This is a genomic window from Roseovarius sp. (genome assembly GCF_040219995.1).
Taxonomy (GTDB): Bacteria; Pseudomonadota; Alphaproteobacteria; order Rhodobacterales; family Rhodobacteraceae; genus Roseovarius.
In genome coordinates this window covers 1-26140 of the sequence record NZ_JAVJUC010000036.1, presented here as the reverse complement: position 1 = coordinate 26140, position 26140 = coordinate 1, and the positions used below count along the sequence as shown (strand labels likewise).

Sequence of the window (26140 nt, the reverse complement as noted above, 5' to 3'; positions counted from 1 at the left end):
CCGGATGCTGGATGGCACGCCGATCCATCATTACATGGGCTGCTCGACCTTCGCCAATCACACCGTGGTGCCGGAGATCGCGCTCGCCAAGGTGCGCAAGGACGCGCCGTTCGACAAGATCTGCTATATCGGCTGCGGGGTCACCACCGGCATCGGGGCGGTGATCAACACCGCCAAGGTGGAGCTGGGCTCGACCGCGATCGTGTTCGGTCTGGGCGGCATTGGATTGAACGTCATTCAGGGGCTGCGGCTGGCGGGGGCGGATCAGATCGTGGGCGTCGATCTCAACCCCGGCAAGGTCGAGATGGCGACGCATTTCGGAATGACCGATTTCGTCAATCCCAAGGAGGTCGAGGGCGATCTGGTGGCGCATCTGGTCGAGCTGACCGGGGGTGGTGCGGATTACACGTTCGATGCCACCGGCAATGTGGGCGTGATGCGCGCCGCACTCGAGTCGGCGCATAAGGGCTGGGGCGAGAGCATCATCATCGGCGTGGCACCGGCGGGGGCGGAAATCTCCACTCGGCCGTTCCAGCTGGTGACCGGGCGGTCGTGGCGCGGCACCGCGTTCGGCGGCGCGCGCGGGCGCACCGATGTGCCGAGGATCGTGGATTGGTACATGCAGGGCAAGATCGAGATCGACCCGATGATCACGCATAAACTGAGCCTCGAGCAGATCAACGAGGGGTTCGAGCTGATGCACAAGGGCGAGTCGATCCGCGCCGTGGTGGAGTTTTGACGTGACGCCGGAGGGGGCCGCGCGCGGCCCCCTGATGCCTGTCGCGAGGGCGATCCCGCTTTACACTCAGGTTGCCGCCACCTAGCGTCTGGCCTGTGCCATCATTCACAGGATCCGAGCCATGCAACTTATCGCCTCTCCGCTGTCTCCGTTCGTGCGCAAGGTGCGCGTCCTGCTGCTTGAGACGGGGCTGGGTGATCAGGTCACGGTGGTGAATCTCGCCACCACACCGCTGGAGACCGACCCTCAGGCTGCCTCGGCCAATCCGCTGGGCAAGATCCCGGCATTGGTCCGTGAGGGCGGGGCCACGCTCTATGACAGCCGGGTGATCACCCGTTATCTCGATGACATGGCGGGGGGCGGGCTTTATCCGCAAACCCGGCTGTGGGAGGTGCTGACGCTGGAGGCCACCGCCGAGGGGATGATGGACGCCGCCGTGCTGATGACCTACGAGGCGCGGTTTCGCCCCGAGGAGATGCAATATGCGCCTTGGGTCGAGGCGCAATGGGGCAAGATCGCCCGGGCGCTCGATGCGGTCGAGGCGCGCTGGATGAGCCATCTGGCGGGACCGCTCGACATGAGCCATATCGCCATGGGTTGCGCGCTGGGCTATCTCGATTTCCGACATGAGGCGCGGGGCTGGCGCGCGGGGCGACCGGCGCTGGAGGCCTGGTATGCCGGGTTTTCCACCCGCGAGAGCATGGCGCTGACCGCGCCGGAGGCCGCGTGACCGCATGCTGGCGGGAAAACAAGCGCGACAGATGCGCGCTCTGACCCCATCTTGGGGCAATGGAGGCTGGACGGGTGCGGAAACCCCCGCTAAATAGCCGGGCAGAGCGGTCGCGGGAATCCTGTGGCCCGAACACCGTATGAGGCCGCAAGCGGCGCTGATATAATGGAGTAAACCTCGTGTCCCACGCAGAAGATCACGAAGGCACCCGGAGGGATTTCCTCTACTACGCCACCGCAGGCGCAGGTGCCGTCACCGCAGGGGCGGCCATCTGGCCGCTGGTCAATCAGATGAACCCGTCGGCGGATGTGCAGGCCCTGTCCTCGATCCGCGTCGATGTGGCCGGGGTCGATCCGGGCTCGCAGATCAGCGTCAAGTTCCTCGGCAAGCCGGTCTTCATCCGTCGCCGCACGGAAAAGGAAATCGAGGCCGCGCGCGCGGTCGAACTGTCGGCCCTGCCCGATCAGAATGCGCAGAACCGCAACAATATGTCGCTGGACGCTGCCGATCAGAACCGCACATTGGACGAGGCGGGCGAATGGCTGGTGATGATCGGCGTCTGCACCCACCTGGGCTGCGTGCCCATCGGGGATGGCGCCGGTGACTTCGGCGGCTGGTTCTGCCCCTGCCACGGCTCTCACTACGACACGGCGGGACGCATCCGCAAAGGCCCCGCGCCCGAGAACCTCTGGATTCCCGTGGCCGAATTCGTCGACGATACGACGATCCAACTGGGATAAGGAAACGCGCACATGTCCGGAATTCCACACGATCATTACGAGCCCACGACGAGCGGTCAGAAATGGCTGCATAACCGTCTGCCCATCGTCGGGCTGCTCTATGACACCATCATGATTCCCACCCCCAAGAACCTCAACTGGATGTGGATCTGGGGGATTGTCCTGACCTTCTGCCTTGTGTTGCAGATCGTCACCGGCATCATCCTCGCAATGCATTACACGCCGCATGTCGACATGGCCTTTGCCTCGGTCGAGCATATCATGCGCAACGTGAATGGCGGGCATTTCATCCGCTACCTGCACATGAACGGCGCGTCGCTGTTCTTTGTGGCGGTCTACCTGCACATCTTCCGTGGTCTCTATTACGGGTCGTACAAGGCCCCGCGCGAGGTCACGTGGATCATCGGCATGCTGATCTACCTTGCCATGATGGGCACCGCCTTCATGGGCTACGTTCTGCCCTGGGGTCAGATGTCGTTCTGGGGGGCCACGGTGATTACCGGTCTCTTCGGTGCCATTCCCTTCATCGGCGATGCGATCCAGACATGGCTTCTGGGTGGGCCGGCGGTGGACAACGCGACGCTCAACCGCTTCTTCTCGCTGCACTACCTGCTGCCCTTCGTGATCGCGGCGCTGGTGGCGCTGCATATCTGGGCCTTCCACACCACGGGCAACAACAACCCGACCGGTGTTGACGTGCGCCGCACGTCAAAGGCCGAGGCCGAGAAGGACACGGTTCCGTTCTGGCCCTATTTCGTGATCAAGGACCTGTTTGCGCTTGCCGTGATCATGGTCGTCTTCTTCGCGATCGTCGGCTTCATGCCCAACTACCTGGGCCACCCCGACAACTATATCGAGGCCGACGCGCTGGTGACGCCTGCGCATATCGTGCCGGAATGGTACTTCTTGCCGTTCTACGCAATCCTGCGCGCCTTTACCTCGGACGTGTGGGTGGTGATGTTCGCAAGCTGGATCACCGGCGGGATCATCGACGCCAAGTTCTTCGGCGTGCTGGCGATGTTCGGCGCGATCGCGGTGATGGCGCTGGCACCGTGGCTTGATACCTCCTCGGTGCGCTCCGGGCGCTACCGGCCGATGTTCAAATGGTGGTTCGGTCTGCTCTGCATCGACTTTGTGGTCCTGATGTGGGCCGGGGCGATGCCCGCGGAGCCGCCTTATTCCACCATCTCGCTGATCGGGTCGGCCTATTGGTTCGCCTACTTCCTGGTGATCCTGCCGCTGCTTGGCGTGATCGAGAAACCCGAGGCGCAGCCTGCCACCATCGAAGAGGACTTCGATGCGCATTATGGCAAGGCCGAAACGCCTGCCGAATAAGAAAGGACGGATGACAATGTTCAAGAAAACAGGCATTGCGGCCCTCGTGGCGCTGTCCCTTTCGGCCGGTGGCGCGTTGGCTGCCGGGGGAGAGGCGCATATCGAGGATGTCGACTTTTCCTTCGAGGGGCCGTTCGGCAAGTTCGACCAGAACCAGCTTCAGCGCGGTCTCAAGGTCTACACGCAGATCTGTGCGGCCTGCCACGGGCTGCAATACGTGCCGCTGCGCACGCTGGCGGATGAGGGCGGGCCGCACCTGCCCGACGACCAGATGCGCGCCTATGCCGGGCAGTTCGAGGTCTTTGATGAGGAGATCGACGACTATCGGGCGGCCAAGCCGGTGGATCATTTCCCCGGGTCGCAACTGGAGAACGCCCCTGACCTGTCGCTGATGGCGAAAAAGCGGGCCGGGTTCCACGGGCCTTATGGCACCGGTCTGGCGCAGCTCTTCAAGGGCATGGGCGGGGCGGAATACATCTACTCGCTGATGGTTGGTTATGAAGAGCCGCCGGAATGCGCGCCGGAAGATTTCGAAGGCAGCTATAACGCCGCCTTCACCGCCGGTGGCTATCCCGACGAATGCAAGGACGAGCATGGTCACCCGACCGTGCCCGGCAGTTGGATTGCGATGGCGCAGCCGCTCTGGGGCGACGATGTCGAGTATGACGACGGCACCGAGGCGACGCTTGAGCAACAATCCGAGGATGTGGCGGCGTTCCTGATGTGGACGGCGGAACCCAAGATGATGGCGCGCAAGCATGCGGGCCTGTCGGGTGTGATCTTCCTCACCGTGCTGTCGGTGCTGCTTTACCTGACCAACAAGCGGATCTGGGCCCCGATCAAGGGCAAGAAGACCAGCTGAGCGGTCCATGGGACGGAAGTAAAATTCAAGGCCCCGCGGGTGCACCCTGCGGGGCTTTGACGTGAGACAAGGGGCCGCAAAAGCCGAGCCGTGGTCAAATAGCGCAGGGCTTGGGGCAATGCAGCGTTTGCAAACGCCCGCCAATCCTCTATTCAGTTCGCCATCGAGATAAAAAAAGCAGGCACATGCCCGATCATTCCAATCCCGTCCTGCCGCAGCCCGTAACACGGGCTGGCAGGGAGTGGGCGCAGCTCCTCGCGAAGTATCGCGAGCCGAGCTCGCCGCGCGCCGCCTTTGAGCTGGCTGTCACCCTTGTGCCGTTCCTGGCGCTGTGGGGGATGGCCTGGTGGGCGCTGTCGGTCAGCTATGCGCTGACCCTTGTGCTGGCGCTCTGCGCGGCGCCGTTCCTGTTGCGTCTTTTCGCGATCCAGCATGATTGCGGTCATGGCGCATTCTTCAAGAGCCGGACACTGAATGACTGGCTGGGGCGCGCGCTTGGGGTGGTGACGCTCACGCCCTATGACGTCTGGCGGCATTCGCATTCGATCCATCACAGTTCCTCGGGCAATCTGGGGCGGCGCGGGATTGGCGATATCCATACCCTGACGGTGGCGGAATATGCGGCCCTGACGCCGTTTCAGCGGCTGAAATACCGGCTCTATCGCAACCCGGTGGTGCTGTTCGGGCTGGGGCCGGGTTATATCTTCCTGCTGGAGAACCGGCTGCCGCTCGGCTTCATGGGCCGTGGGCGGTATTGGTTCAGCGCGATGGCGACCAATGCCGTGCTTCTGGTGGTGTTGGCGCTTGTCGCCTGGTTCGGGGGGCTGATGCCGATCCTGCTGATCTTCCTGCCCTCGACCGTGCTTGCGGCGACGGCGGGGGTCTGGCTGTTTTACGTGCAGCATCAGTTCGAGACCACCCATTGGGAGGCCGAGGAAAACTGGCAATTGCACGATGCCGCCCTTGAGGGCAGTTCGCATTACGTGCTGCCCGGCTGGCTGCAATGGCTGAGCGCCAATATCGGCATTCACCACGTCCATCACGTCAACAGCCGGATCCCGTTTTACCGCCTGCCCGAGGTGCTGCGCGATCACACCCATCTCGCGCAGATCAACCGGATGACCATCCGTGAGAGCCTTGCCAATGCGCGGCTGCATCTTTGGGACGAAAAGGCCCGGCGGCTGTTGTCGTTTTCCGAGGCCCGGGCGGCGATGAACGCCGCTTGAATTTGCGGGGCTGGCGCTTATTTCCGGTTCAGGAGGACTGACATATGCGCCTGAATGCCGATTTCTCTCAGCGGGTCGTGATCCGGCCCGAGGATTACGACTGGGTTCAATCGCCGGCAGGCGGGGTGGAGCGGATGATGCTCGACCGGATTGGCGACGAGGTGGCGCGTGCCACGACCATCGTGCGGTTTGCGCCTGATTCGTGGTTCGACGCGCATACCCATGGCGGTGGTGAGGAATATCTGGTGCTTGACGGGGTGTTCTCGGACGAGTCGGGGGACTATCCGGCGGGCACCTATGTGCGCAATCCCATCGGCACGCGGCACAAGCCGCATACGCGCGAGGGCTGCACCATCCTGGTGAAGCTGCATCAGTTCGACCCCTTGGATACCGAACAGTTCCATATCGACACGAATGAGGCCGAGTTTCGGCCCGGTCAGGTCGAGGGACTGAGCGTGCTGCCGCTGCATTCGGCGGTGAACGAGAACGTGGCGCTTGTCCGTTGGGCCCCCGGCACGCGGTTCAACACGCATCGCCATTGGGGTGGCGAAGAGATTTTCGTGCTGGAGGGGACGTTTCAGGATGAGCATGGCGACTATCCCGCCGGGACGTGGCTGCGCAGCCCGCATCTGTCCGAGCATACGCCGTTTTCCGATGAGGGCTGTCTGATTTACGTGAAGACGGGGCATTTGCTGGATCAGGCGGCGGCCTGACGGGGCTCGAATACGGCGGCTGTCCAGCGGCGGAATTTTGAGAAAACTCCTGACAAGAAAGTTTTAAATTTTCTTGCCTTGGTCCTGACGCGTGACGGCGTCACCCCGTCTAGCGCGGCACCGGGTTCTGAGCCCGGTTATAGGGCCGCCAGTCGGTGATCTCAGGGTAATACATCTGTCGCCAGCGGCGCACGCGGGGGTTCATCACCCGGCGCCAGACGGGCGGCACCATCGCCGCCATGGTCATCAACGGATAGCCATAGGGCAGTTGCGGGGCGTCCGCCTCGGTATAATTCTGCAACAGCGGAAAGCGGCGGTCGGGCTTGTAGTGATGATCGGAATGGCGTTGCAGGTTGATCAGCAGCCAGTTCGACGCCTTGTGCGCGGCGTTCCAGCTGTGGCGCGGCTGGACGTGTTCATATTTGCCATTGCCCAGATGTTTGCGGGTCAGGCCGTAATGCTCGATATAGTTGACCAGTTCCAGCTGCCAGATGGCGATGAAGGCCTGCCAGACAAAGAGCGCGAGGCCCGTCCAGCCGCCGACCAGAACGGCCAGCAGGGCCATGAACCCCTGCAAAGCCCAATAGCGAAAGAACGGGTTTTTCGGATCGTGCCAGGGCCGTCCCTTGCGCGCGAGCATGTCGCGCTCGGCGCGGAAGGCAGACAGGAAACTGCCCTTGAGCACGCGCGGAAAGAAACGGTGGAACCCCTCGTTATAGCGCGCCGTCACCGGATCGCGCGGGGTGCCGACATGGCGGTGATGCACCTGCAGATGTTCCGAGCGGAAATGCGAATAGAGCACCATCGCCAAGAGCAGATCGCCGAGAAGCCGCTCGCCCCGGTCCTTTTGGTGCATCAGTTCGTGGCTGTAATTGATTCCCACAGTGCCGGTGATGACCCCGACGCCGAAAAACAGCACGATGGTCTCCAACGCCGACAGATGCGCGTCGCCGGGCCCGGTGACATACCAGATCATCCAGAAGAGCAGGCCGAATTGCAGCGGCGCCCAGATCAGCGTGATCGCCTTGTACCACGTCAGTTGATCCTCGCGCGTGTCGAGATCGGCGTTGTCGGTGTAGAGGCCGAGGAACGCGTCGAGGATGGAAAAGAAATACCACGTCACCACTGGCAGCAGGATCACCGTCCAGCCGCCGTGGAGCGCGCCGAGGATGGCCACCGGAATGAGCAGCAGCGACATCCAGAACGGCATGGCCTGGCTGAGCCTGGCGACCTGCGGGGCAGGGATCATGATACACTCCTTGGTTCGGCTAGACCGATTGGTTCAGATTGTATCCGCAAGCGCGTTCTGCGCAAGATCGAATACCTTGCGCATCACGGTGGGCAGATGGGCGGGGCGAAAGCTGTGCTGCGGGTGGAAGGTGCCGCGCTCGGGCGTGCTGTGCGGCGCTACCTCTGCCACGAGAATCCTCAATCGCAGGTGAAAATGGGTGAAGGTGTGCCGTGCCTCGGCGTCGATCATGTGCCAGTCGGCGTTCATCGGCGGTGCGGGCGCGGGCGCGTCGTTCCAGTCACTGCCGGGCCAGCCCAGCATGCCGCCCAGAAGGCCGCTGTCGGGGCGTTCCTCGAGCAGCCAGGCGCCATCGCTGCGGCGGGCGACATAGGCATAGCCCAAGCGGGTCGGCTTGGGCTTTTTCGGGGTCTTGCGGGGCAGGTCCGCCGCCGTGCCCGCGCGGCGCGCCGCGCAGGTCTGCATCCACGGGCAGAGGCCGCAGGCCGGCGATTTCGGTGTGCAGATCGTGGCACCGAGATCCATCACCGCCTGTGCGTAATCGCCGGGGCGCGATTCGGGGGTCAGCGCTGCCGCCGCCTCGGTCAGGTCCGGCTTGGCCTTGGGCAGGGGGGTGTGAATGTCATGCAGGCGGGCCATCACCCGCTCGACATTGCCGTCAACCACCACCTCGGAGCGGTCGAAGGCAATCGCGGCTATGGCCGCCGCAGTATAGGGGCCGATGCCCGGCAGGTCCATCAGCCCGGCGCGCGTGTCGGGGAAGGTGCCGCCATGCTCAGCCGCCACCACGCGCGCGCATTTCAGCAGGTTGCGGGCGCGGGCGTAATATCCGAGCCCGGCCCATTCGCCCATCACCTGCGCATCCGGGGCCGCCGCCAGATCGGTCACGGTGGGCCAGAGCGTGGTGAACCGCTCGAAATACGCCTTTACGGCGGCGACGGTGGTCTGTTGCAGCATCACCTCGCTCAGCCAGATACGATAGGGATCGGGGTGCACGCCTGCCGCGCGGTCGGCGGGTGAGACACGCCACGGCAGGTCGCGAGCATGGGCGTCATACCAGCGCAGCAAGTCATGCGGATCGGCGGCATAACGCATAGTTTATTACCCATCTCTCAATCAGGTCTGGCATCCCGGCTCACATGGCATAGATTAGCGCCAATGAGGAGGGTGCCAAGCATGGCCAGCCGAAAGCAGACGACATACGGGTTCAAGCGCACCTCGGCGCTGCTCCAGCCCAGCATTCGCCGTGCCTCGGAAACGCGCGGGTTCGCGCAGTCGCGCCTGCTGACCCATTGGGCCGAGATTGCGGGCGAGGATATCGCTGCCATCGCCCGGCCGGTCGAGGTCTCTTATGCCCGGCAGGGGATGGGCGCGACGCTGACCGTGCTAACCACCGGAGCGCAGGCCCCGATGCTGGAGATGCAGAAGGAAAAGCTGCGCGAGCGGGTCAATGCCGTCTACGGCTACAATGCGATCTCGCGCATCCGCATCACCCAGACGGCCTCCACCGGGTTTGCCGACGGGCAGGTCGATTTCAATCACCGCCCAAAGACCAAGGCCGCTGTGGCCCCCGCCCCGGAAACCGCCCGTGCCGCCAGTGAACTGGCCGCGCCGGTGAGTGATGACGGGTTGCGCACGGCGCTGGAATCGCTGGCGCGCAACGTATTAGCCAGATCGCAACGCTGAACTTTCGAACAGACAAAGGTGAGATGATGAAACAACTGATCGCAACCGGGGCGTTGGCCCTTGCCATGCTTGCAGGCCCCGTTCAGGCGCAGGACGCCGATACCTCGCAGATCACCGAAATGACGATGGGCCCCGAAGACGCCAAGGTGACGATCATCGAATATGCGTCCTTCACCTGCCCGCATTGCGCCAGTTTCCACACCGGTCCGCTCAAGGAGTTGAAGGCGGATTATATCGACACCGACAAGGTGCATTTCATCTACCGTGATGTGTATTTCGACCGGTTCGGTCTGTGGGCCTCGATGGTGGCGCGCTGCGGTGGGGAAGAGAAATTCTTTGGCATCTCTGACATGCTCTATGAGCAGCAGCGCGAATGGACCACTGGACAGCCCGCCGAGATCGCCGAGAACCTGCGCCGTATCGGCAAGGTCGCGGGGATCGAGCCGGATGCGCTCGATGCCTGCCTGAATGACGAGGCCAAGGCCAAGGCGCTGGTCGCGTGGTATCAGGAAAACGCCGAGGCGCATGAGGTGAATTCGACGCCCACGCTGATCATCAACGAGCAGAAATATTCCAACATGGCCTATGACGAGCTCAAGGGCATCATCGACGAGAAACTCGCCGAGTAAGGCCGCCTGTCACAGCCCGACGCGGCGGAGTGCCGCGTCGAGCGGGGCGTGATCCTGGATATTCAGCCGCACCGGAAGGCTGAGGACCTGACGTCGAAATTCGGGCGGCAGGCGCACCGCGTCCTTTTCGGTGGTGACCAACTGCGCGCCGCGCAGCTGTGCCTCGCGCGTCAGGCGGGCCATCAGCGCGGTGGTCAGAGGCTGGTGATCCTCCAGCGCCTCGCCGCGCACCAGATCGGCCCCGAGGCCTTGCAGCGTGGCGAAGAATTTCTCGGGATGGCCGATCCCGGCGAAGGCCAGAAGCCGCGCGCCGCGCCAGTCCATGCCGGTCTGTAATGGTTCCATACGTGCACGTATGTTTGGCAGGTTGAGCAGGTTGCCCCATGCCGCCTGAAAGGTCTCCTGCGCCGCCTGTGGTCCGATGGACAGCAGCAGGTCAGCCCGCTTCAGGCCTGATGGAACAGGCTCTCGCAAAGGCCCCGCCGGCAGGCAGCGGCCGTTGCCGAAGCCCTTGACCGCATCCACCACGATTAGGGACAGGTCCTTGGAAAGCTGCGGGTTCTGGTGACCGTCATCCATCACGATGCAGTCGATCTCTGCGCCGCTGGCCAGCGCCTGCGCCATGATCGCCTGCGCCCCCGCCGCGCGGTCACGGGCGGTCCATGTCGGGGCGAAGGCGGCGGCAAGCAGCGCCTCATCGCCAACATCCGCTGCCGTATGGTATGCGGGGTCCACCGCCACCGGTCCGCTCAGTCGCTTGCCGTGACCGTCCGACAGGATCACCGGCTTGCGCCCGCGGTCCTGTAACAGCGTGACCAGCGCCTGCACGGTCGGGGTTTTGCCGGTGCTGCCCGCGTTGAGGTTGCCGACGCAGATCACCGGCACGGGTGCGCGCCAGTCGGGCGCGCGGTTCGCGCGGCGCGCGGTGATCCGGCCATAGAGCCAGCCCAGAGGGGCCAGCAGCCGCGCGCGCGGATCGGGGCGGTCGGGAGGCGTGAACCAGAAGCCGGGTGCCTTCATCTTGCGGCGTCCTGCCGGTCGAGACGGTCGAGCAGCATGTCCACGATCCGGTCGGTTACCGCCGCCCCCTTGGAGGCTACGTCCCACGCCGCATGCGCCATGGCGGCGGATTGGTCGGGTGGCATCAGCCGTTGCACGGCGCCCGACAGCGTGTCGGTGTCGCGCACGATGCGTGCGGCACCCGCTTCGGCATAGCGGGAATAGCGGTGCAGGTAGCGGGCCACGTTGGGCCCGTAAAGAATGGCCGAGCCATGCGCCGCAGGCTCGTTCGGATCGCGGCCGTATTCGCCCGAGACCAGCGAGGAGCCCATGAAGGTGATCGGCGCGAGCCTGTACCACAGCCCCATCTCGCCGCGCGTGTCGGCCAGCACGATCTGCGTGGCCTCACTCGGCATTTCGCCCTCGGACCAGGTGACATAGCGCCAGCCCTCGCTATCCAGACGCTGCCGTATGTTGAGGCTGTCGGCCGGGTCATCGGGCACGATCACCAACAGGCAGCGATGTGCGACGCGGCTAGCCTCGCGATGTGCGGCCAGTATCGTGTCAAGCTCGTCCACCTGCACCATCGCTGCCAGCCAGACCGGTCGGCCAAGCAGCATCACGGCCATCTCCTCGCGGTCCGAGGGATTGAACGGCAGGGTCAGCGCGCCTTCCTGAAATGGTCCGGTCACGCTCACGATCCGTTCGGGTGCGCCAAGGCGGCGCACCTGCCGCGCCGCCGCTTCGCTGCGCGCGAGGATCTCGGTGAAACTGCCCAGCACGGCGCGTGGCAGATCGGGAAACCAGCGCCAGACCGGACGCTCCAGCAGGGTCTCGTCGGCATCCACCAGATAGAGCGGAATGTCCTTGCGCGCGGCGCAGACCATCAGTGCAGGTTTCAGGTCCCCCCCGGTCCAGAGGCAGATATCGGGCTGCCAGTGATCCAGAAACACCTCTGCGGCGGGCACGTTATCCTCGGGCAGGGTTTGCCAGATCACTGTGCCGCCGACGCGTCTGCGGCGCGGTTCGGGCACGGTGGCGGTCAGCACCATGTGCAGCCCGGGCCGGGTCTGGGTCAGCCGTTTGGCCAGATGAATGAGCGTGTCGGCGCGGGCCGCATCCACCGCGTGCGCCCAGATCACCGCGCCGTCGGGCCGGGGTGTTTCGGGGGGGGTGGGGGATGGCCCGGCGCGCCGTGCATAGGCGAGATAGGCCGCAAGGCTGAGCGAGCGGGTCATGCCGTATGCGGCCGTGTGTGCGATGTCCCGGGCATGGTGTGGTCCTTTTCGACGTGCGCGCAGCCTATCCCGGGTGGCGTCGGCGTCAAGGTGGCGGCTTGACGGCGCGTGCGTTGCGGGGCAACCAGTGAACAGCCCGAGGAGACGCCCCGTGACCAAGCCCTTTCTCATCCTGCAACTGCGCCCCGAAACCGAGGCGGCGGATGACGAGTATGCCGCGATCCTGCGCAAGGGCGGGCTGGAGGCCGCGCAGACCCATCGTATCCGGCTGGATCAGCAGGATTTGCCGTCTGACCTGCGGCTGGCGGATTATGCCGGGGTGATCGTCGGCGGCGGCCCCGGCTGTGTCAGCGACGCGCCCGAGGACAAGACCCCGCAGGAGGCCCGGATCGAGGCCGCCGTGCTGTCGCTGATGCCGCGCATCACCGGTGAGGATATTCCGTTTCTGGGGTGTTGCTACGGGATCGGCATCCTCGGCAAGCATCTGGGTGGCGATGTCGCCAAGCGCGCATATGGCGAGCCGGTGGGCACCGCCGATTGCACCGTCGCGCCCGGGGCCGCTGACGATCCGCTGCTGGAGGGTATCCCGGGTCGCTTTGCCGCTTTCGTGGGTCACAAGGAGGCGTTGCAGGATCTGCCGGAGGGCTGCGTGCATCTGGTCGCCTCGCCGACCTGCCCCTATCAGATGGTGCGGCATGGCGCGAATGTCTACGCGACGCAGTTCCACCCCGAGGCCGATGCCGCAGGGTTCGAGACGCGCATCCGCATCTATCGTCACAAGGGTTATTTCCCGCCCGAGACCGCCGATGAGCTGATCGCCATGTGCCGCGCGGCGGAGGTGCATGCGCCCGAGCGTATCCTGCGCAATTTCATCACGCGCTACGCCTGAAAAGCGCCATCTGGCTTGCGCCGCCAAGGGTGGGATGCACACCGCCGACATCGCGGCGCGTGACGTCATAGCCGTTGCGCGCGGCCACGCCGTCGGCCCATTGGCCGAACCGGTCGCGCGTCCACTCGAAATGATGGCCGGGGTGGCGGAAGCGGTGCGTAGGCACGCCCAGAACCGGGTTATACTCGGCATTGGGGGTGGTCACGATGACGTGGCGGGGGCGCATGTCGCCGAAGAGCGCCCGCTCCAGCCGGTTGAGATCCGCGAGCGGCAGATGCTCGATGGTTTCCACGAGGCAGGCGCACTCATAGCCGCGCAGGGCGGCATGCCGGGCGGTCATCGAGGCATGGGCGATCTGCACCTTGCCCCGTGCGGCGTCGGGCAGGTCGTCCAGCCGTGCCTGCAAGGCGCGCAGGGCTGGCAGGTCGAGGTCGAGCCCGGTGATCCGGGTGATCGTAGCCAAGGGGGCCAGCCGCAGGATCAGATCGCCCGAGCCGCAGCCGAGATCGAGCACCGTGCGCGCGCCCGTCTCTGCGACTGCCGCGACCACCGCCGCCAGCCGTGCCTCGTGCAGCGCGCTGGTCATGGTCGCGGCACCTGCATCAGCGCCACGTCCTTGCGCGGGATCTCGCATGTCCAGCCGCGCAGGGCGGCGATATGCGCAAGCGTCGCGGCGCGGTAGAAGACCACATGGGTCGGGTCCATGCGGTAGTGCCAAGTGGCAAAGCGCGCGTCCTCGGTCTGGAAGGTGGTCATCAGTGCGAGCCAGCCGCCGGGGCGGAGCATCGCGCCTAATCGGTCGAATTCCTCGGCTGGGGTGTGGAAATGCTCGGCCACTTCGGTGCAGGTGATGAAATCATACTGCGCGTTGAGCACGCCCGCGTCGGGCGCATAAAACGGATCATAAACCGCCATGTCATGCCCGGCCTCACGCAGCATATGCGCCAGTGCCGGGCCGGGGCCGCAGCCGTAATCGAGGCCCTGTGCGGTGGGGGTCAGCCGGGCCCTGAGCGGGGCGGCGAGCCGGTCGAGAAACGCGCGGTAGCCGGGATCGTGGATGTCGTTCTGGTGTTTGTCATATTCCGCGTGCTCGGTTGCGGCATCGGGGTGATGCGCGGGATTCAACCCGCGCGCCTGACATTCATCGCAGCGCCAGTATCCCAAGCCGTCGAACATGCCGAATGGCGCGGGATCAGGCGCGCGACAGACAGGGCAGACGAGGGGCGGGGCAGAGGGCATGCGGCGCTTTCGCTCGGGTTCCATCTGCCATAGCCGGGCGCGGGGTCGGGGATCAAGCGGGGCGTGGCATGGACAGCACTGCGCGGATTGCCTAAGCCTGCACCAGCAAGACGGACGAGAGGATGGCATGGCAAAGCGTAAACCCTTCGAGATCGGCAGTGCCACCGTGGCGCCGGGCACCCGCGCCCGCGTCGATATTCCGGTCAGCACGCTGTCCAATCACACGCCGGTCCACCTGTCGGTCGAGGTGGTGCATGGTAAACGCGCGGGCCCGGTGATGTTCGTCTCGGCGGCGATTCACGGGGACGAGGTGATCGGCGTCGAGATCGTGCGACGTTTGTTGCGTGCCGCGCCTCTCAATTCGATGGCGGGCACGCTGCTGGCGGTGCCGATCGTCAACACGTTCGGGTTTCTCAATCATTCGCGCTATCTGCCGGACCGGCGCGATCTGAACCGGGTGTTTCCGGGGCTGAGCGAGGGGTCGATGGCGTCGCAACTGGCGCATATCTTCATGCATGAGGTGGTGATGCGCGCGGATGTGGGCATCGACCTGCATTCGGCGGCCATTCACCGCACCAACCTGCCGCAGCTTCGCCTGACGCCCGGCAATGACCGGCTGGAGGAATTGGGGCGCGCGTTCGGCGCGCCGGTGATGATGGAGTCGAAGCTGCGCGAGGGCTCGCTGCGGATGGCGGCAGAGGAGGCGGGTGTCGACGTGCTGCTTTACGAGGGTGGCGAGGGGTTGCGGTTTGACGAGTTTGCCGCGCGGGCGGGCGTGTCGGGCATTCTGCGGGTCATGCGGCATCTGAGGATGGTCGGCGCCAAGGGCGTGCCGCGCGCCAAGGGTCAGCCGATCCGCGCGCGCAGTTCGACCTGGTATCGGGCGCCGCGCGGCGGGCTGTTTCGCGGCTATCTCGCGGTTGGTGACGCGGTGCAGCCGGGCACCGTGCTGGGGGCGGTCGCCAATGCCTTTGGCGATATCGAGAATGAGGTCGTGGCCGAAGAGAGCGGCATCATCATCGGGCGCACCAACATGCCGGTGGTCTATGAGGGGGATGCATTGTTTCACGTCGCCGAAACCCCCCGCGCCGAGGCCGCCGCCGAAGGCATCAGCGCCCATATCGACGCCGTGCCGCTCTATGATGAGGACGAGATCATCTGAGGCGCGCGGGTGGGCGGCGCGTCAGGCCTCGGGCCAGTTCTCGATGATCTCCATCGCCTCGTCGGCGGTTTCGACAAAGCGGAAGAGGTCGAGATCCTCGGCGCTGATCGTGCCGGCCTCTGACAGGGCGTCCCAGTTGATGATCTTGCGCCAGAATGCCTCGCCGAAGAGCAGGAACGGCACCTTGGTCATGCGGTCGGTCTGAATAAGGGTGAGCGCCTCGAAGGTCTCGTCGAGGGTCCCGAACCCGCCGGGAAAGACGCAGATGGCGCGGGCGCGCATCAGGAAATGCATCTTGCGGATCGCGAAATAGTGGAAGTTGAAGCACAGGCCGGGGGTGACATACTCATTGGGGGCCTGTTCATGCGGTAACACGATGTTGAGGCCGATCGAGGCCCCGCCCGCATCCGCCGCGCCGCGATTGCCGGCCTCCATCACCCCCGGCCCGCCGCCGGTGGCGATCACGAATTCGCGGCCATAGGTGCTCATGGATTTTTCGGTCATCAGGCGCGAGAATTTGCGCGCCTCGTCATAGTAGCGCGAGAGATCGGCGAGCGTCTTGGTGCGGGCGGTGTCCTTGTGGGCGGGTTCCGGAATGCGTGCGCCGCCGAAGAGGACGACGGTGCTTTGAATGCCGCGCTCGTTCAGGATCATTTCGGGTTTCAGGAGTTCGAGTTGCAGGCGCACGGGGCGCAGCTCATCCCGGCAGAGGAAATCGTCGTCGGCAAAGGCAAGACGATAGGCGGGGGCGCGGGTCTGGGCGGTATCTGGCACCTGCTCGGCGGTGGACCGGTCCGAATGGGCATCGCGGAACTGGCTCAGGCGGTCGTCTTTCATCGCATGCGATCCTTGCTTGGGTCTTTTATATCAGGCGTATAGGCTTTGCTCGGGCAAGAAAAGGCAAAGAGGTGTGAGCGATGGCATGGCAGGCGTTGATTTCTCAGGCGGGGACGCGGATCGCGGGGCATGTGCGGCGCACGCCGGTCGCGGGCCGAGAGGTTGCGCTCAAGCTGGAGCAGATGCAGCATACCGGAAGTTTCAAGGCACGCGGGGCGTTCAACACGCTGTTGCAGGCCGAGGTGCCGGAGGCGGGGATCGTTGCCGCGTCGGGCGGCAATCACGGCGCAGCGGTGGCCCATGCGGCGGCGGCGCTGGGGCACCGGGCGCGCATCTACGTGCCCGAGATCGCGGGCCCGGCGAAGATCGCGCTCATCCGGGCGCAGGGCGCGGATCTGACGGTGGTGCCCGGTGCCTATGCCGAGGCCGCCGAGCGCGCCGCCGAATGGCAGGCCGCCACCGGGGCCATGCAGGTGCATCCCTATGACGCCGAGGCGACGGTTGCCGGTCAGGGCACGGTAATGGCGGAATGGGAGGATCAGGGGTTATCGGCCGATACGGTGCTGATCGCCGTGGGCGGTGGCGGGCTGATTGCCGGGGCGCTGGGCTGGCTGGAGGGGCGGCGCAAGGTTGTGGCGGTGGAGCCGGAGACCTCTTGCGCGCTTCATGCCGCGCTGGCCGCCGGTGGGCCGGTCGATGTGGAGGTGTCGGGGGTGGCGGCCAATGCGCTGGGCGCGCGGCGGATCGGGGATATCTGCCATGGTCTGGCGCAGGCGCAGGGTATCCGTAGCGTGTTGGTGCCCGATTCCGCGATCACCGATGCGCAGGCGCTGTTGTGGCGCGAGATGCGGCAGTTGGTGGAGCCTGCGGGGGCCACCGCCCTTGCCGCGCTCTTGTGCGGTGCCTATGTCCCCGAGCCGGGCGAGCGGGTCGCGGTGCTGGTCTGTGGTGGCAACATCGCCCCTGATCCGCTGGCCTGACCGATGGGTCCGCTGGACAGTGGATGCGTGCGGCGATAGGAGGACCGGATGGCCAAGGCAAAGGAAAATCCGAACTACAAGGTGATCGCCGAGAACCGGCGGGCACGCTATGATTATGCCATCGAGGACGATCTGGAATGCGGGATCATTCTGGAAGGCTCGGAGGTGAAATCGCTGCGCGTCAACAGTGCCAATATCGCCGAGAGCTATGCGATGGTGGAGAATGGCGAGTTGTGGCTGGTGAATTCCTATATCGCGCCCTACGAGCAGGCCAAGACCTTCGGCCATGACGAAAAGCGGCGGCGCAAGTTGCTGGCGTCTAAAAAGGAGCTTTCCAAGCTCTGGAGCGAGACGCAGCGCAAGGGCATGACGCTGGTGCCGCTGGTGCTGTATTTCAATCATCGCGGCATCGCCAAGCTGAAGATCGGGATCGCCAAGGGCAAGAAGAACCACGACAAGCGGGCGACTGATGCCAAGCGCGACTGGAACCGGCAGAAGCAGAGATTGCTGAAAGAGGGGCTGTGAGCGGGGACGCGCCCCGGTCGCGGGGTCATCGGAGGAGCCTGAAATGGAACTGATCCTGAGCCTGATCGCCGGGGCCGTGGGCGGCAATATCGCGGGCGGTCTGCTCAAGCCCATGAGCCTTGGCACCATTGGCAATTCGCTGGCCGGTGTTCTGGGCGGCGGGAGTGCCGCGCAGCTGATGGCGATGGCCGGGGCGGGCGATCTGGCGGGGCTGGCCGGGGGCGGTGATACGGGTGTTCTCACGGTTGTGATCGTCGCGGGAGCCTTGGGCGGGGGCGCGGTGATGCTGGCCCTCGGGATGATCCGCAAAATGCTGTTCAGGTAAGTGTTGCGCCGGGCCGGGTGCGACGGTGGCCGGTCTTGCCCTCTGCGCCGTCAGACTGTAGTCAGACAGGGTCTGAACCCGGGGGGCGCATATGGCCACTGATGATCCGAAAACCCTTGTTTCCACTGATTGGCTGGCGGCCCATATGAAGGACCCCGACCTGCGCATTCTGGACGGCACCATGTTCATGGCCGCCGAGGGGCGCGACGGGCGCGCCGAATACGAGGCCGGGCATGTCCCCGGCGCACGGTTTTTCGATATCGACGAGATCAGCGATGCGCGCTCGGACCTGCCGCACATGGCCCCGCCGGTCGAGAAATTCATGTCGAAGCTGCGCGCCATGGGCGTGGGCGACGGGCATCAGGTGGTGGTCTATGACGCCAAGGGGCTGTTTTCCGCAGCAAGGGTCTGGTGGCTGTTCCGGTTGATGGGGCAGGAGAATATCGCCGTTCTGGATGGCGGATTTCCGAAATGGCAGGCCGAGGGGCGCGCCATCGAGGACATGCCGCCGGTGATCCGCGACCGGCACATGACGGTGCGGCGTCAGAACCACATGGTGAAGGACGTCACGCAGGTCTCAGCCGCCGCCAAGCTGGGCGATTATGAAATCCTCGATGCCCGCGCTGCCGCGCGCTATCGCGGCGAGGCGCCGGAACCGCGCGAGGGGCTGCGCGCCGGGCATATTCCGGGGTCAAGAAACGTGCCCTATACCTCGCTTCTGAACGAGGACATGACGATGAAGGACCCAGATGAGCTGCGCGCAATCCTTGCAGCAGCCGGGGTCGATATGGCCAAGCCGGTCATCACCTCCTGCGGCTCTGGCGTGACCGCGGCGGTGATCAATCTGGCGCTGGAGCGGATCGGCAAGACCGATCACGCGCTCTATGACGGGTCATGGACCGAATGGGGCGCGTTTCCGACGCTGCCTGTCGCCACTGGAGAGGCATAATGTTCGAGCAACTCAAGGAAAAACCGGCAGACAAGATCATCGCATTGGGCCAAGCCTATCGCGACGATCCGCGCGAGACCAAGATCGACCTTGGCGTCGGTGTCTACAAGACACCCGAAGGCGTGACCCCGATCATGCGCGCGGTCAAGGCCGCCGAAAAGCAGCTTTGGGAGATCGAGACCACCAAGGCCTATACCGCGCTGGCGGGTGATCCGGCGTTCACCGATGCGATGGTGGGGCTGGTTCTGGGCGATGCGGTGGCGCGGGATCAGGTGTCGACAATCGCCACGCCCGGCGGCACCGGGGCCGTGCGGCAGGCGTTCGAGCTGGTCCGGATGGTGAACCCCGGCGCGCGGGTGTTCGTGTCGGACCCGACCTGGCCCAACCACCTGAGCATTCTTGCGCATCTGGATATGGAGGTGGTGAATTATCGCTACTTCGACAGCGCCACCTGCGCCGTCGATTTCGCCGGGATGCTGACCGATCTGGAGGGCGTGCGCGCGGGTGATGTGGTGCTGCTGCATGGCTGCTGCCACAACCCGACCGGCGCCAACCTCAACATGACCGAATGGGCGGCGGTGGTCGAGCTTTTGAACGCCAAGGGCGCGCTGCCGATGATCGACATCGCCTATCAGGGCTTTGGCGACGGGCTGGAGGAGGACGCGGCGGCGGTGCGGTTCGTGGCGGCGAACTGTCCCGAGATGCTGATCGCGGCAAGCTGTTCCAAGAATTTCGGCATCTACCGCGAGCGCACCGGTATCCTGATGGCGGTGGCGCAGGATGCCACGCTTGGCAAGATCACGCAGGGCAATCTCGCCTATCTCAACCGGCAGAACTATTCCTTTCCGCCCGATCACGGCGCACGCCTTGTCAGCATGGTACTGACCGATGCCGATCTGCGCGCCGACTGGCAGGCGGAACTGGAAGATGTGCGGCTGGGCATGCTGAAACTGCGCGAGCAGTTGGCGGGCGAGTTGCAGCGGCTCTCGGGCTCTGACCGGTTCGGGTTCATCGCGCAGCATCGCGGCATGTTCTCGCGGCTGGGGGCGACGCCCGAGCAGGTCGAGCGGCTGCGCGAGGATCATGCGATCTACATGATCGGTGACAGCCGGATCAACATTGCCGGTCTCAATGCCGATACCGTGCCGATCCTCGCCCGGGCGATGATCGACGTCGGCGTCTAGGGCACCGGGCAGAGCGGGGCGGGCAGGCATGTGACGCAAGAGGTCGTCTTCATCTGTCGCAGGCGTCTGTGGCGCGCCGGCTCCAAGATCATGCGCTGCGATCAACTGGCCGATATCGGGCGGCGGTATCTGGGCGAGCGCTATGCCTTTACGGTGCGGGCGCTGCCCGACCTTGAGACAGAGGCCGGGGCGCATACCTTTGCCGAGAGCCTGGCGGGGCGGATCGTGATCCTGCTCAAGGGCACGGGGGCGATCCTGGGCGAGGCGGGGATGGAGATGCTGCGCGGCCGGACGCGGGGCCTTGCCATCGATTATGTGGATGCGCGGGCGCGGGATTGTTTTTCGCCCCACGCCGATCTGCATATCGCGGCCTCGCGCAAGGGCGAGGCGATATTGAACCGGGTTCTGGCGCGCCGGGGTGCGGGGGACGGGCGCGCAGGCGTCGCGCATCTGACGCATCACTATGATCCGCGCCTTGTCGGGCGGCAGGTGGATGATCCGGGTCACATGCGGGCCGCCTATCTGGGCCATCCGCGCAACGTCTACATTCCCGATGTCATCGCGGCGCATGTCACGCGGATCGACGCGGGTGGCGAGGGCGGGATCGAGGCCGGGTTCGACCGGTTGTGCGGGTTCAACCTGCATTACGCGATCCGCCCGCCGGACCATGCGCAGACGCTGGCGCGCGACCTTGCGAAACCCTTTACCAAGGGGTTCACCGCCGCCGCCTTCGGGGCCAATGTGATGGTGACGCGCGATACCGATGATGCGGAGGTCTATCTGGGCCGGGATTATCCGTTTCTGGTCGAGGATCATGCGCCCGCCACGATTGCCGAGGCGTTCGCGCGGGCGCAGGGCATTTACGGCACGGCCGACTGGAACATCGCGCGCGACCGAATGCGCCATTTGCGCGATCTGTCTGCGCCCGCGCAGGTCGCGCGCGAGTTGGACGTGATCCTGTCGCGGCTGATGGTCCGCGATGCGGTGGGTCTGCCGAAAACAAAAGGGGCGGCCCCTGTGAGCCGCCCCCCGGTGTGAGTGCACCGCACGCTTACTTGGGCATGATCACCCCGTCGATCACGTGAATGACACCGTTGCTGGCCTCGATATCGGCCTGCACCACGTTGGCGCCATCGACGGTGACACCGCCCTCGGTGCCGATGGTGACCTCGCCGCCCTCAACGGTGGCGGCGGTCATGCCGTCGCTGAGGTCGCCCGACATGACTTTGCCCGGCACCACGTGGTAGGTGAGGATCGAAGTCAGCTTGTCCTTGTTCTCGGGCTTGAGCAGGTCCTCGACGGTGCCTTCGGGCAGCGCCGCGAAGGCCTCGTTGGTGGGTGCGAAGACGGTGAACGGGCCTTCGCCCTTGAGCGTCTCGACAAGGTCTGCGGCCTGCACGGCGGCGACGAGAGTGGAGAAGCTGTCATTGCCTGCGGCGATGTCGACGATGTCCTTGGAGTGGTCATCGGCAAAGGCGGGGCCTGCCATCAGGGTCGCTGCGGTCAGGGCGAGATAGGTTCTGCGAAACATCTGTGTAGTCTCCTTGTTGAGCATCAGTTTCAGATGATGCCAATGCGGCATCATGCGGGGGCCTACGCGCCGAAAGTGCGACTGGTTCACAGGGGATTTCCGCCGATAAGATTTGACGAAATCGGGCGGCTCGCTAAGCCTTGCCTTTATGTAACATCCAATCACGTTTTTGTGATATTGCGGAAAATCGCCTGCGTTTTGGGGGTGTTTCAAACGGGCTGTCCTGCCGTTGCGCCGCGCCCGGGCCAATCGCCTGAGACGCGTGATAACGCCCTGTCACAGGCCTGTTCCGGGTGATTTCACGGCTTGCCTGACCCCTGCGAAAGGCGCAGTTTGCAAGGTGAGACCGCGCGCGCGGGGTATTGGATCATTGGAGATTTCAAAATGGGGTATGTGACGCAGATCCTTGAGGTTCTGGCGCTGTTGTTCGTGTTGCTTCTGGGGGCGGTCGTTCTGGTCGCGGTGCTGTTCTACATCCTCGACAAGACGCAGCCCGGCGACGCGATCCGGCGCAACTATCCGGTGATCGGGCGGTTTCGCGGGCTGTTCACCAAGCTGGGCGAATTTTTCCGACAGTATTTCTTTGCGATGGACCGCGAGGAGATGCCGTTCAACCGCGCGCAGCGGGATTGGGTGAGCCACGCCACCAAGGGCAAGGGCAACACGATCGCGTTCGGCTCGACCCGCAATCTCGGGGTGCCGGGCACGCCGATCTTCGTGCCTGCCGCCTTTCCGCCGCTTGATGATCAGTTCGCAGTGACGGCACCGATGGAGATCGGGCCGACGGCGGCGATTCCCTACAAGGCCAAGTCGATCTTCAACGTCTCGGGGATGAGCTATGGCGCGATTTCGCGCCCGGCGGTCGAGGCGCTGAGCCGTGGCGCGGCGAAGGCGGGCATCTGGCTCAATACCGGCGAGGGCGGGGTGAGCCCGTTTCACTTCAAGGGCGGCTGTGATCTGGTCTATCAGATCGGTACGGCCAAATATGGCGTGCGCGATGCGCAGGGTAGACTGAGCGATGACAGGTTGCGCGAAGTGTCGGACAACCCCTGCATCAAGATGTTCGAGTTGAAGCTGGCGCAGGGGGCCAAGCCCGGCAAGGGCGGCATCCTGCCGGGCGAGAAGGTCAATTCCGAGATCGCCGAGATTCGCGGCATCGAGATCGGCAAGGACAGCATTTCGCCCAACCGCCACGCCGAGATCAACGATTTCGGTGAGCTCTTGGACATGATCGTGCATATCCGCGAGGTGACGGGGCGGCCTGTCGGCTTCAAGACCGTGGTCGGATCGTCGGAGGCGTGGGAGGCGATGTTCGAGTTGATCGTCGCGCGCGGCTCTGACTGCGCGCCTGATTTCATCACCATCGACGGCGGCGAGGGTGGCACCGGGGCCGCGCCCATGCCGCTGATGGACCTGGTCGGCATGCCGATCCGCGAGGCATTGCCGCGCATGGTGGATCTGCGCGACCGCTATGGCCTAAAGGATCGCATCCGGATGATCGCGAGCGGCAAGCTGATCAATCCCGGTGACGTGGCCTGGGCGCTCTGTGCGGGGGCGGATTTCGTGACCTCGGCGCGGGGCTTCATGTTCTCATTGGGCTGTATCCAGGCGCTGAAATGCAATCGCAACACCTGCCCCACCGGGATCACCACGCATGACAAGCACCTGCAACGCGGGCTGGTCGTCGAGGACAAATATCTCAAGGTCGCCAATTACGCGCAATCGGTGATCAAGGAGGTCGAGACCATTGCCCATTCCGTCGGCGTGGCCGAACCGCGCCAGATGCGGCGGCGGCATGTGCGGCTGGTTCAGGCCGATGGCACCTCGATTCCGTTCAACAAGATCCGGCCGAGTTACAACCCGGACGCGGCATTGTGATCGGGTGATCTGAAACCCTCGGCTGGCATGACGCGTGTCTGTCTCTATATTATGCAGGACAGATCAGGAGGACGATATGGCCAACCGCTGGACAAATACGCTACGCGACCGCGATGTGACGCCCGAGAACATCTATCTCAACCGACGTCAGATGATCGCGGGGGCGGCGGGCCTGGGCCTCATTGGCGGGGCCGGGCGCGCGCAGGCGCAGGAGGACGCGCTGGAGCCGAATAGCTGGGAGGATATCACCAGCTACAACAATTACTACGAATTCGGCACCGACAAGGGCGACCCGGCCCGCTATGCCGATGCGCTGACCATCGAGCCGTGGAGCGTGCGCATCGACGGGATGGTGGACAAGCCCGGCGACTATGCCTTTGACGAGATCATGGCGAAGATGACGGTCGAGGAACGGCTCTACCGGTTCCGCTGTGTCGAGGCGTGGTCGATGGTGGTGCCGTGGAACGGCTTTGAACTGGCGGACCTGCTGAACCTTGCCGGTGTGCAATCGGGCGCGAAATACGTGGGTTTCGAGACCGTGCTGCGCCCTGATGAGATGCCCGGTGTGCGCTATCCCGTGCTCGACTGGCCCTATGTCGAGGGGCTGCGGCTGGATGAGGCGATGCACCCGCTGACGATCATGGCCACGGGCATCTATGGCCGCGACATCCCCAACCAGAACGGCGCGCCGCTGCGCCTCATCGTGCCGTGGAAATACGGCTTCAAGTCGATCAAGTCGGTGGTGCGGATCACCCTCATCGACGCGGAGCCGCCGACCAGCTGGAACAAGGCCAATGCCCGCGAATACGGGTTCTATTCCAACGTGAACCCCGAGGTCGATCACCCGCGCTGGTCACAGGCCACCGAGCGGCGCATCGGCGGCGGGCTGTTCTCTCCGCGCATTCCGACGCAGATGTTCAACGGCTACGGCGAAGAGGTGGCGGGGCTCTACGAGGGCATGGACCTCAAGGCCAAGTTTTGATGTTGGCGCGGGTGCTCAGCTGGGGCGGTGGCATTGGTGCCGGTTTCGTCGGGCTCTGCTGCGTGACCGGGCTTTTGCCATTCCTGCTTGGTGCGCTGGGCTTGGGGTCGCTGGTCAGTTTGCTTTACCGTGACAGCGTGTTGATCCCGGCCCTCGGGATATCCTTGATGCTAATGGGAGCGGGCCTATGGCTGAGAAAGAATCAGTCGCATTGATCTCGACCCTGACATGCCCCGATTGTGGACATGTCAGCGAAGAAACCATGCCGACAGAGGCCTGCCAGTTCTTTTACGAATGCAAGGGCTGCCATACCGTCTTGCGGCCCTTGGGCGGAGATTGCTGTGTGTTTTGCTCTTATGGCGATGTGCCCTGCCCGCCGATCCAGACGGGGGATGCTTGCTGCGGATGACGGGTGCAGTTGAACGGATCAATGCCCTGGCGCGGCATGTGCCGGTCTGGTCGGTCTGGCTGATCCTGCTGGTGCCTGCGGTCTGGACGTTCTGGCTCGGGCTGACAGGGGGGCTTGGCGCAGAGCCGATCAAGGCGCTGGAGCGGGAGTTGGGCGAGGTTGCGTTGCAGCTTCTGGTGCTGGGGCTCTGCATCACGCCGCTGCGCCGGTTTCTTGGCATCAACCTGATCCGGTTTCGCCGGGCGATCGGTCTGCTGGCCTTTACCTATGTGGGGCTGCATCTGCTGGTCTGGCTGGTGCTCGACGTGCAGATCCCGGCGCAGATCTGGGCCGATATCGTCAAGCGCCCCTATGTGACGGTGGGGTTCACCGCGTTCCTGTTGATGATTCCCCTGGCTCTGACCTCGAATGACCGGTCGCTGCGCCGCCTTGGGCCACGGTGGCGGCAGTTGCACAAGCTGACCTATGGGGTGGCGGTGCTGGGGTCGGTGCATTTCATCTGGCTGAGCAAAGGCTTTCAGATCGAGCCACTGATCTATCTGACGGCGATTCTGGGGCTGCTGGCGCTGCGCCTGCGCGCAAGGCGGCGGGTGCAGCGCGCGTGAGTCGGGTGGGATGATCAGAAATCCTGCCAAGCCTCCGGGGCAAATCGCGCTCTCTTGGGGGTAACTCTGTGGATAACCCCATATGTAGAAATGGCGGTGAAATCCGCCCCGAAATAAAGTTGCGCCCGCCACTCTGAAATCGACGCTAATTTCCCTTAACCTCTTAAATTCAGGTTAAAATCCGCTTCTGTGAAAAAAACATGACGAAAGGCAAAAAAGGGGGTTGCGACTCTTTGGGGGTAACCGTAAAAGCCCCTTCACCGGCGGCGCTGAGGTGTTGCTGGGACGCGGAACGGACTGGGGCGGATGCCTTGGGAGGGGACGCGGTAGAAATATCTGAGGTATGATTGGCGGGTTGCGCTAGGTAGTTTGGCGCTTCCGGTTGGTTTTGCTTCGACGCTCTTTGAAAAATTGGTATCTGAAGAGATATGTGGGCGGTTTGGTTCATGTCGATGGATCAACGTCTGTATATCAACGCTACTAGAGAGCAATCTCGATG

The 26140-nt window shown here is 64.3% G+C and carries 29 protein-coding genes; 21 read left to right on the top strand and 8 right to left on the bottom strand.

Annotated elements, in window-relative coordinates; all coding sequences use genetic code 11:
* The 7 genes from RID11_RS15550 to RID11_RS15520 all read left to right on the top strand — a co-directional run.
* Positions 1–739, top strand: a 739-nt coding sequence (locus RID11_RS15550) for a zinc-binding dehydrogenase (protein WP_350140813.1), incomplete at its 5' end; no start/stop codon positions are given.
* Between the two features lie 121 nt (positions 740–860).
* Entirely contained in the window at positions 861–1469 is a 609-nt protein-coding gene (locus RID11_RS15545; RefSeq protein WP_350140811.1) for a glutathione S-transferase, read from the top strand.
* A 179-nt stretch (positions 1470–1648) separates the two neighbouring features.
* Positions 1649–2209, top strand: coding sequence for a ubiquinol-cytochrome c reductase iron-sulfur subunit (petA, locus tag RID11_RS15540; protein ID WP_350140809.1), 561 nt, complete (start codon positions 1649–1651; stop codon positions 2207–2209).
* Positions 2210–2221: 12 nt separating this feature from the next.
* The gene (gene petB / locus RID11_RS15535; RefSeq protein WP_350140807.1) at positions 2222–3544 is read left to right on the top strand and encodes a cytochrome b; all 1323 of its coding nucleotides are present in this window, start codon (positions 2222–2224) and stop codon (positions 3542–3544) included.
* Positions 3545–3554: 10 nt separating this feature from the next.
* A complete protein-coding gene (locus RID11_RS15530; RefSeq protein WP_350140805.1) occupies positions 3555–4406 on the top strand; it encodes a cytochrome c1 in 852 nt (283 codons plus the stop codon).
* A 185-nt stretch (positions 4407–4591) separates the two neighbouring features.
* Complete coding sequence (locus tag RID11_RS15525) at positions 4592–5632, top strand: fatty acid desaturase (protein WP_350140803.1); 1041 nt, start codon at positions 4592–4594, stop codon at positions 5630–5632.
* Between the two features lie 44 nt (positions 5633–5676).
* Entirely contained in the window at positions 5677–6345 is a 669-nt protein-coding gene (locus tag RID11_RS15520) for a cupin domain-containing protein (RefSeq protein WP_350140801.1), read from the top strand.
* Between the two features lie 109 nt (positions 6346–6454).
* Here RID11_RS15520 and RID11_RS15515 read toward each other — a convergent pair whose 3' ends face one another.
* On the bottom strand, positions 6455–7594 hold the full coding sequence (locus tag RID11_RS15515; RefSeq protein WP_350140799.1) for an alkane 1-monooxygenase: 1140 nt from the start codon (positions 7592–7594) through the stop codon (positions 6455–6457).
* Between the two features lie 33 nt (positions 7595–7627).
* Positions 7628–8689, bottom strand: coding sequence for an A/G-specific adenine glycosylase (gene mutY, locus RID11_RS15510; protein ID WP_350140797.1), 1062 nt, complete (start codon positions 8687–8689; stop codon positions 7628–7630).
* Between the two features lie 81 nt (positions 8690–8770).
* Between mutY and RID11_RS15505 the strand changes: the two genes are divergently transcribed.
* Complete coding sequence (locus RID11_RS15505; RefSeq protein ID WP_350140795.1) at positions 8771–9280, top strand: DUF721 domain-containing protein; 510 nt, start codon at positions 8771–8773, stop codon at positions 9278–9280.
* A gap of 26 nt (positions 9281–9306) precedes the next feature.
* Positions 9307–9909, top strand: a complete 603-nt coding sequence (locus RID11_RS15500; RefSeq protein ID WP_350140793.1) for a DsbA family protein — start codon at positions 9307–9309, stop codon at positions 9907–9909.
* A gap of 9 nt (positions 9910–9918) precedes the next feature.
* On the opposite strand, the gene lpxK is transcribed toward RID11_RS15500, so the two are convergent.
* A complete protein-coding gene (lpxK, locus tag RID11_RS15495) occupies positions 9919–10929 on the bottom strand; it encodes a tetraacyldisaccharide 4'-kinase (RefSeq protein WP_350140791.1) in 1011 nt (336 codons plus the stop codon).
* Complete coding sequence (locus RID11_RS15490; protein WP_350140789.1) at positions 10926–12146, bottom strand: 3-deoxy-D-manno-octulosonic acid transferase; 1221 nt, start codon at positions 12144–12146, stop codon at positions 10926–10928. Before RID11_RS15490 ends, lpxK begins: the two co-directional genes overlap by 4 nt.
* A gap of 151 nt (positions 12147–12297) precedes the next feature.
* Between RID11_RS15490 and RID11_RS15485 the strand changes: the two genes are divergently transcribed.
* Positions 12298–13035 (top strand): glutamine amidotransferase, encoded by a 738-nt coding sequence (locus RID11_RS15485; RefSeq protein WP_350140787.1) that lies wholly within the window; start codon positions 12298–12300, stop codon positions 13033–13035.
* Here the strand turns inward: RID11_RS15485 and RID11_RS15480 are convergent.
* A complete protein-coding gene (locus RID11_RS15480) occupies positions 13019–13621 on the bottom strand; it encodes a methyltransferase domain-containing protein (RefSeq protein ID WP_350140785.1) in 603 nt (200 codons plus the stop codon). The two genes, RID11_RS15485 and RID11_RS15480, sit on opposite strands and share 17 nt — an antisense overlap.
* Positions 13618–14298, bottom strand: coding sequence for a class I SAM-dependent methyltransferase (locus RID11_RS15475; protein WP_350140783.1), 681 nt, complete (start codon positions 14296–14298; stop codon positions 13618–13620). Before RID11_RS15475 ends, RID11_RS15480 begins: the two co-directional genes overlap by 4 nt.
* A gap of 103 nt (positions 14299–14401) precedes the next feature.
* Between RID11_RS15475 and RID11_RS15470 the strand changes: the two genes are divergently transcribed.
* Complete coding sequence (locus tag RID11_RS15470; RefSeq protein WP_350140781.1) at positions 14402–15436, top strand: succinylglutamate desuccinylase/aspartoacylase family protein; 1035 nt, start codon at positions 14402–14404, stop codon at positions 15434–15436.
* A 21-nt stretch (positions 15437–15457) separates the two neighbouring features.
* On the opposite strand, the gene RID11_RS15465 is transcribed toward RID11_RS15470, so the two are convergent.
* Entirely contained in the window at positions 15458–16273 is an 816-nt protein-coding gene (locus RID11_RS15465) for an LOG family protein (protein ID WP_350140779.1), read from the bottom strand.
* 80 nt (positions 16274–16353) lie between these two features.
* On the opposite strand from RID11_RS15465, the gene RID11_RS15460 reads away from it, so the two are divergent.
* From RID11_RS15460 to RID11_RS15435, 6 genes are all read left to right on the top strand, one after another.
* A complete protein-coding gene (locus tag RID11_RS15460; protein WP_350140777.1) occupies positions 16354–17253 on the top strand; it encodes a serine/threonine dehydratase in 900 nt (299 codons plus the stop codon).
* A gap of 48 nt (positions 17254–17301) precedes the next feature.
* A complete protein-coding gene (gene smpB / locus RID11_RS15455) occupies positions 17302–17778 on the top strand; it encodes an SsrA-binding protein SmpB (RefSeq protein WP_050663977.1) in 477 nt (158 codons plus the stop codon).
* Between the two features lie 43 nt (positions 17779–17821).
* Positions 17822–18103, top strand: coding sequence for a hypothetical protein (locus tag RID11_RS15450; RefSeq protein ID WP_350140775.1), 282 nt, complete (start codon positions 17822–17824; stop codon positions 18101–18103).
* 91 nt (positions 18104–18194) lie between these two features.
* On the top strand, positions 18195–19052 hold the full coding sequence (sseA, locus tag RID11_RS15445; protein ID WP_350140773.1) for a 3-mercaptopyruvate sulfurtransferase: 858 nt from the start codon (positions 18195–18197) through the stop codon (positions 19050–19052).
* Positions 19052–20236: an amino acid aminotransferase gene (locus RID11_RS15440; RefSeq protein WP_350140771.1), complete on the top strand. Its 1185-nt coding sequence runs from the start codon at positions 19052–19054 to the stop codon at positions 20234–20236. The genes sseA and RID11_RS15440 overlap by 1 nt, the downstream gene beginning before the upstream one ends.
* A gap of 30 nt (positions 20237–20266) precedes the next feature.
* The gene (locus tag RID11_RS15435; RefSeq protein WP_350140769.1) at positions 20267–21274 is read left to right on the top strand and encodes a hypothetical protein; all 1008 of its coding nucleotides are present in this window, start codon (positions 20267–20269) and stop codon (positions 21272–21274) included.
* 13 nt (positions 21275–21287) lie between these two features.
* Here the strand turns inward: RID11_RS15435 and RID11_RS15430 are convergent, their stop codons facing one another.
* Positions 21288–21767 carry a fasciclin domain-containing protein gene (locus tag RID11_RS15430; RefSeq protein WP_050663973.1) on the bottom strand — a complete coding sequence of 160 codons (480 nt, stop codon included), beginning with the start codon at positions 21765–21767 and terminating at the stop codon, positions 21288–21290.
* A 384-nt stretch (positions 21768–22151) separates the two neighbouring features.
* On the opposite strand from RID11_RS15430, the gene RID11_RS15425 reads away from it, so the two are divergent.
* From RID11_RS15425 to msrQ, 4 genes are all read left to right on the top strand, one after another.
* On the top strand, positions 22152–23645 hold the full coding sequence (locus tag RID11_RS15425) for an FMN-binding glutamate synthase family protein (protein WP_350140767.1): 1494 nt from the start codon (positions 22152–22154) through the stop codon (positions 23643–23645).
* A gap of 76 nt (positions 23646–23721) precedes the next feature.
* Positions 23722–24627 carry a protein-methionine-sulfoxide reductase catalytic subunit MsrP gene (gene msrP, locus RID11_RS15420; protein ID WP_350140765.1) on the top strand — a complete coding sequence of 302 codons (906 nt, stop codon included), beginning with the start codon at positions 23722–23724 and terminating at the stop codon, positions 24625–24627.
* A 187-nt stretch (positions 24628–24814) separates the two neighbouring features.
* On the top strand, positions 24815–25036 hold the full coding sequence (locus tag RID11_RS15415) for a GDCCVxC domain-containing (seleno)protein (RefSeq protein WP_350140763.1): 222 nt from the start codon (positions 24815–24817) through the stop codon (positions 25034–25036).
* Positions 25033–25641, top strand: a complete 609-nt coding sequence (msrQ, locus tag RID11_RS15410) for a protein-methionine-sulfoxide reductase heme-binding subunit MsrQ (protein WP_350140761.1) — start codon at positions 25033–25035, stop codon at positions 25639–25641. The genes RID11_RS15415 and msrQ overlap by 4 nt, the downstream gene beginning before the upstream one ends.
* Positions 25642–26140: the final 499 nt, after the last annotated feature.